Source organism: Mesorhizobium sp. M7A.F.Ca.ET.027.03.2.1, assembly GCF_003999175.1.
GTDB lineage: Bacteria > Pseudomonadota > Alphaproteobacteria > Rhizobiales > Rhizobiaceae > Mesorhizobium.
On sequence record NZ_RZOM01000314.1, the window covers coordinates 1 to 5881 of the forward strand.

At 65.9% G+C, this 5881-nt stretch carries 5 protein-coding genes and 1 pseudogene; all 6 read left to right on the plus strand.

Going from position 1 to position 5881, the window contains the following annotated elements; genetic code table 11:
- A pseudogene (locus EN750_RS15590) lies at positions 1 to 181 on the plus strand (ABC transporter permease); the annotation flags it as partial.
- Positions 178 to 978 (plus strand): ABC transporter permease, encoded by an 801-nt coding sequence (locus EN750_RS15595; RefSeq protein WP_127328093.1) that lies wholly within the window; start codon positions 178 to 180, stop codon positions 976 to 978. The pseudogene EN750_RS15590 and the gene EN750_RS15595, both read left to right, overlap by 4 nt.
- A gap of 47 nt (positions 979 to 1025) precedes the next feature.
- Complete coding sequence (gene ggt, locus EN750_RS15600; RefSeq protein WP_127396946.1) at positions 1026 to 2612, plus strand: gamma-glutamyltransferase; 1587 nt, start codon at positions 1026 to 1028, stop codon at positions 2610 to 2612.
- A 90-nt stretch (positions 2613 to 2702) separates the two neighbouring features.
- On the plus strand, positions 2703 to 4229 hold the full coding sequence (locus EN750_RS15605; RefSeq protein ID WP_127396947.1) for an acyl--CoA ligase: 1527 nt from the start codon (positions 2703 to 2705) through the stop codon (positions 4227 to 4229).
- A 2-nt stretch (positions 4230 to 4231) separates the two neighbouring features.
- Positions 4232 to 5212: a 2-dehydropantoate 2-reductase gene (locus EN750_RS15610; protein ID WP_127396948.1), complete on the plus strand. Its 981-nt coding sequence runs from the start codon at positions 4232 to 4234 to the stop codon at positions 5210 to 5212.
- A 95-nt stretch (positions 5213 to 5307) separates the two neighbouring features.
- Positions 5308 to 5691 carry a VOC family protein gene (locus EN750_RS15615; protein WP_127322566.1) on the plus strand — a complete coding sequence of 128 codons (384 nt, stop codon included), beginning with the start codon at positions 5308 to 5310 and terminating at the stop codon, positions 5689 to 5691.
- Positions 5692 to 5881 lie beyond the last annotated feature (190 nt).

A 5881-nucleotide genomic window follows, 5' to 3' on the forward strand; every position in this document is an offset into this window, starting at 1 on the left:
GATGGGCGGCGGCAAGGTCATCATGTGGGCGATGCGCATGGAACAGACCACCAGCCTCTATTCCAACTGGGGCGCGGGTGCAGCACTCGGCGTGGTGCTGCTGGTGGTCACGCTGGCGCTTCTCGGCCTGTTCCAGTGGCTGCTCGGCGCGCGCGCCACAGGTGTGTGGAGTTCGCGATGAGCGAGGATTTTGGCCTGCCTATCTCGCACCGGCAACGGCTGTGGCTCTATTGCCTCGGCGGCCTCGTGCTTCTGTTCCTGATCGCGCCGTCGATCATCATCGTCATCATGTCGTTTTCGGACTCGACGCTGCTGCAATTCCCGCCGCAGCAATGGTCGCTGCGCTGGTACCAGACCTATTTCGGGTCGCTGGAATGGCGTGACGCCACGATCGTCTCGGTCAAGGTGGCTGTCATGACGGTGCTGGTAGCGACACCGCTCGGGACCGCGGCCGCCTATGCCATCAACCGGGGCACGCTGCGCTTCAATGGCACCATCAACGCGCTGCTGACGGCGTCGCTGATCGTCCCGGTGATCCTGATCGGAATCGGCACCTTCTTCCTCTATGCGCGCATCGGGCTCAACAACACGCTGACCGGCCTGGTCATCGCGCACACGGTGCAGGCGCTGCCGCTGGTGGTGCTGACCGTGCTTTCCGGGCTGCGCTCCTACGACATGAACCAGGAGCGGGTGGCGCGCAGCCTCGGCGCCGGCCGCGTCGCCGCCTTCTGGCAGGTGACGATGCCGCAGATCCGCTTCTCGATCGTCTCGGGCGCGCTGTTTGCCTTCATCACCTCCTTTGACGAAGTGGTGGTTTCGCTGTTCATATCGGGCGGCGAGACCACGACATTGACGCGCCGCATGTTCAATGCGCTGCGCGATCAGATCGACCCGACGATCGCCGCCATCTCGACCTGCCTGATCGTGCTCTCGGTCGTGCTGTTGTCGGTTGCGCAGATCTTCGGCCGGCGGCATTGATTCACCAGACGAATTCGCAGAAGTGACCCATGGGATATCCAGACAGAATGCGTGATTTCCAGTTTCCCGGCCGCTCGCCGGTTCGTGCCACCGAGGCGGTTGCCGCGACCTCGCATCCGCTTGCAACCCTTGCGGCCATCGACATGCTGCGCTCAGGCGGCAATGCCATGGATGCCGCGGTCTGCGCCGCCGCCGTGCAGGGCGTGGTCGAGCCGCAATCGACAGGCATCGGCGGCGACTGCTTCGTGCTCTATTCTCCCGGGGGACAAGGCAATGTGCTGGCCTTCAATGGGTCCGGCCGCGCGCCTGCCAGGGCGACAGTCGACTGGTACCGCGAGAAAGGCTTCGACCGCATCCCGTTGCAGGGGCCGCATGCGGTCACCGTGCCGGGTGCCGTCGACGCCTGGAGCCGCCTGCTCGAAGACCATGGCCGCAAGGGCCTTGCCGAGACGCTGGCGCCGGCCATCCACTATGCCGAGAACGGCTATGTCGTGCACGACCGCGTCGCCTTCGACTGGGCCGAGCCGGAAACCGACCTGTCGGCCGACGAGCATGCCGCCCGTATCTTCCTGCCCGGCGGCAAGGCGCCGAAGGCGGGTGACGTCCACCGGCAGCCGGAACTGGCGGAGACCTTGCGCATCATCGCCAAACACGGCCGGTCCGGTTTCTACGAGGGCGCGGTCGCCGACGATATGGTGAGCCGGCTCAACGAATTGGGCGGACTTCATACGGCCGAGGATTTCGCCGCGACCAGAGGCGACTATGTGGCGCCGGTCAGCACCTCCTATGGCGGCCATGACATCCACCAGATGCCGCCGAACAATCAGGGGCTGACGGCGCTTTTGATGCTCAATTTGCTGTCGGGCTTCGAGCTCGGCGGGCTCGACCCCAATGGCGCCGAGCGCCTGCATCTGGAGATCGAGGCCGGGCGCCTGGCCTATCGCGACCGCGACCGCTATGTCGGCGACCAGGACCATGTCCCAGTGCCCGTGAAGCAGCTCCTGTCCGGCGCCTATGCCGACCGGCTGCGCGCCGAGATCGACCGCGACCGCGCCATGACGCATCTGCCGCGCGTGGAGCTGCCCGGCAGTGACACGGTCTACATCTCCATCGTCGACCGCGACCGCAACGCGGTCTCCTTCATCAACTCGACCTATTATTCGTTCGGCAGCGGCGTCGTCGGCCCGAAGACCGGTGTCGTGCTGCAGAACCGTGGTTCCAGCTTCCGCCTCGACCCGGCGCATCCGAACGCGATCGCACCGGGCAAGCGGCCGATGCACACGATCATGCCGGGCATGGCGACGAAGAACGGCCGCGTGGTGATGCCGTTCGGGGTCATGGGCGGCGGCTATCAGCCGTTCGGCCATGTCCATCTGCTGACCAACATGATCGACTTCGGCATGGACCCGCAGCAGGCGCTGGATGCGCCGAGGGTGTTTTACAATGATGACACCGTGGAGGCCGAGCGTGGCGTTCCCACCGAGGCGATCGAGGGCCTGCGCCGGCGCGGCCACCGCATCGCCGAACCGCATCACCCGCTGGGCGGCGGGCAGGTGGTGCTGATCGACTGGGAGAAGGGGACGCTGACCGGCGCTTCCGATTCGCGCAAGGATGGTTTGGCGCTTGGCTACTGAGGCGATCCGTTGTCCAATGGCGTATCCGTATCGAGGCAAGCCCGTCAGAAGGGCTCCCGCCAGTAGTCGTTCGAAATCCAGCCGGTGATCATGACCCAAACTGAAACCCACGCAGATCTCTCCCGCCGTCTCGCCGCCGGCGCCGACGATGCGCCCGCCATCCTGGCACCCGACAGGGCGACGCTCAGCCATGGCGGATTGCGCAGCCTGATCGCCGATACTGCAAAACAGCTGCATGCGCGCGGCATCGGCCGCGGCGACAGGGTGGCGATCGTGCTGCCGAACGGGCCTGAGATGGCCACCGCCTTCGTCGCCGTCGCGGCCGCCGCCTCGACGGCACCGCTCAACCCCGCCTACCGGGCCGACGAGCTGGATTTCTACCTGACCGACATCGGCGCCAAGGCGATCCTTGTCGGGGAGGGCGAGACCGGACCGGCTGTGACGGTGGCCGAACGCCTCGGCATCGGCGTGCTGCGGCTTATCGTGCAGCCCGGCACACCCGCCGGCAGCTTCATGATCGAGGGCGCAGCGATCGGACCGCAGGCCGCGCCCGACATGGCGCAAGACAGCGACATTGCGCTGCTGCTGCATACCTCCGGCACGACATCGCGTCCAAAACTGGTGCCGCTCAGCCATGCAAACATCGCGGCCTCGGCTGCCCATATCGGCGGCACGCTTGGCCTGACGGCAGATGACCGTTGCCTCAACATCATGCCGCTGTTCCACATCCACGGCCTGATCGCGGCCGTGCTGTCGTCGCTGGCTGCCGGTGGCAGCATCTACTGCACGCCGGGTTTCAACGCGCTGCGCTTTTTCCAGTGGCTGAGCGAGGCGCAGCCGAGCTGGTACACGGCGGTGCCGACCATGCATCAGGCGATCCTGCCCCGCGCGGAACGCAACACCGAGGCGCTGGCGGCGGCGCGCTTGCGCTTCATCCGCTCGTCCTCGGCGTCACTGCCGGCGCAGGTGATGGCCGAACTGGAGGCGACCTTCGGCTGCCCGGTGATCGAATCCTACGGGATGACCGAGGCCGCGCACCAGATGGCGTCGAACCGGCTGCCGCCGGGCCTGCGCAAGCCGGGCAGCGTCGGCGCCTCCGCCGGCCCGGACGTGGCCGTCATGGCGCCCGACGGGCGGCTGTTAGCAGCCGGCGAGACCGGCGAGATCGTCATTCGCGGACCCAATGTCACGAGGGGTTACGAGAAGAACCCGGATGCCAATGCCACGGCTTTCGCGCATGGCTGGTTCCACACCGGCGACCAGGGTGTGCTCGACGAGGACGGCTATTTGCGCGTCACCGGTCGGCTCAAGGAGATCATCAACCGCGGTGGCGAAAAGATCTCGCCGCTCGAGGTCGACGACGTGCTGATGGACCATCCGGCAGTGGCGCAGGTCGTCACCTTCGCCATGCCGCATGACAAGCTTGGCGAGGAGGTGGCCGCGGCGGTTGTGCTGCGCGAAGGCATCAGTGCCACCGAGGGCGACATTCGCACCTATGCCGCGACACGGCTTGCCGATTTCAAGGTGCCGCGCAAGATCCTGATCCTGGACGAGATCCCCAAGGGTGCGACCGGCAAATTGCAGCGCATCGGCCTCGCCGCCAAACTCGGGCTTTGACGATGAAGATCACCATCTTCGGCGCCGGCGCGATCGGCGGCTATCTCGCGGCCAAGCTCGCCATCACTGGTCGGACCGATCTTTCGATCGTCGCGCGCGGCGCGCATCTGGAAGCGATCAAGGCGGACGGCCTGCGCCTGATCGAGGATGGCCAGGAGATTTCGGTCCCCGTCCGGGCCGCCGCCAAAGCCGACGAGCTTGGCGCCCAGGATTACGTCGTGCTGGCGCTGAAAGCCCATTCGCTCTCCCCAGCCCTCGACCAGATCGCGCCGCTGCTCGGGGACCACACATCAGTCGTCACCATGCAGAACGGCGTGCCCTGGTGGTATTTCCACGGCGTCGGCGGGCCGCTCGAAGGCACCAGGCTGAACGCGGTCGACCCCGGCGGCGCGATCTGGCAGCGGATCGGACCGGACCGCGTCATCGGCTCGGGCGTCTATCCCGCCGTCGAGGTCGATGCGCCGGGCCTCATCCGCCATGTCGAGGGCAAACGTTTCTCGCTCGGCGAACCCTCCGGCGAGCGCAGCGAACGGGTCACGCTTCTGGCCGAGGAGATGGTCAAGGCCGGCTTGCAAGCGCCAGTGCGCGAGGACATTCGCAGCGAAATTTGGGTAAAACTGTGGGGCAATCTCTCCTTCAACCCGATCTCGGCGCTGACCGGCAGCACGCTGGCCGCGATTGTCGCCGACGATGGCACCCGCGCGCTCGCCCGCACCATGATGCTGGAGGCGCAGGCGATCGGCGAAAGCCTCGGCGTGCGTTTTCCTATAGCGGTCGACCGGCGCATCAAGGGCGCCGGCGATGTCGGCGAACACAAGACCTCGATGCTGCAGGACCTGGAGCGCGGCAGGCCGATGGAGATCGACGCGCTGGTGAGCGCGGTGCAGGAACTTGGCCGGCTCACGGACAAGCCGACCCCGACCATCGATGCCGTGCTGGCGCTGGTGCGGCGGCTGGCGGTGGAACGCGGGTGTTATCGGTGAGGTGGAAGGACAGGGCAAATCAGAGCCGTGGCGCGCGACGATCCAGGCCTTGAAGCGCCTTGGCCTCATCTCCCAGCTTGACCAGGGTTAGCAGCATGCTGAACGCCATTCACCACGTCGCGCTCATCTGCACCGACTACGACCGGTCGCGACGGTTCTACGTCGAACTCCTCGGCCTCGATCTGATCCGGGAGGTTTATCGGGAGGAGCGGCAGTCATGGAAGGCGGATCTGCGGATCGGGTCGGCCCAACTGGAATTGTTCTCCTTCCCTGCACCAGCGATGCGGCCATCCCACCCAGAGGCTACAGGCCTGAGACATCTGGCATTCGCTGTGGCTAATCTTGAGCCCGTAATTATCCGCCTGGAAGCCGCAGGCGTTGCCGTCGAGCCTATCCGGATCGACCCATATACGGACCAACGGTTTACCTTTTTCAGGGACCCGGATGGATTGCCGCTGGAACTCTACGAAGCCCCATAAGGAACGGTTGGCTTTCGCGACGGGCGCTGTGTACTGACGGTCTCGGTATCGGCGGACCGCGAATCTGTGCTAAGCGCCGCCCAACCAACCAAAGGACGACACCAATGAGCGAACTGACCGTGGCCGAGGCGACCGAGAGCATCTATGCCTCGCTCCGGGCGGACAATGCCGACATCGACACACATATCGC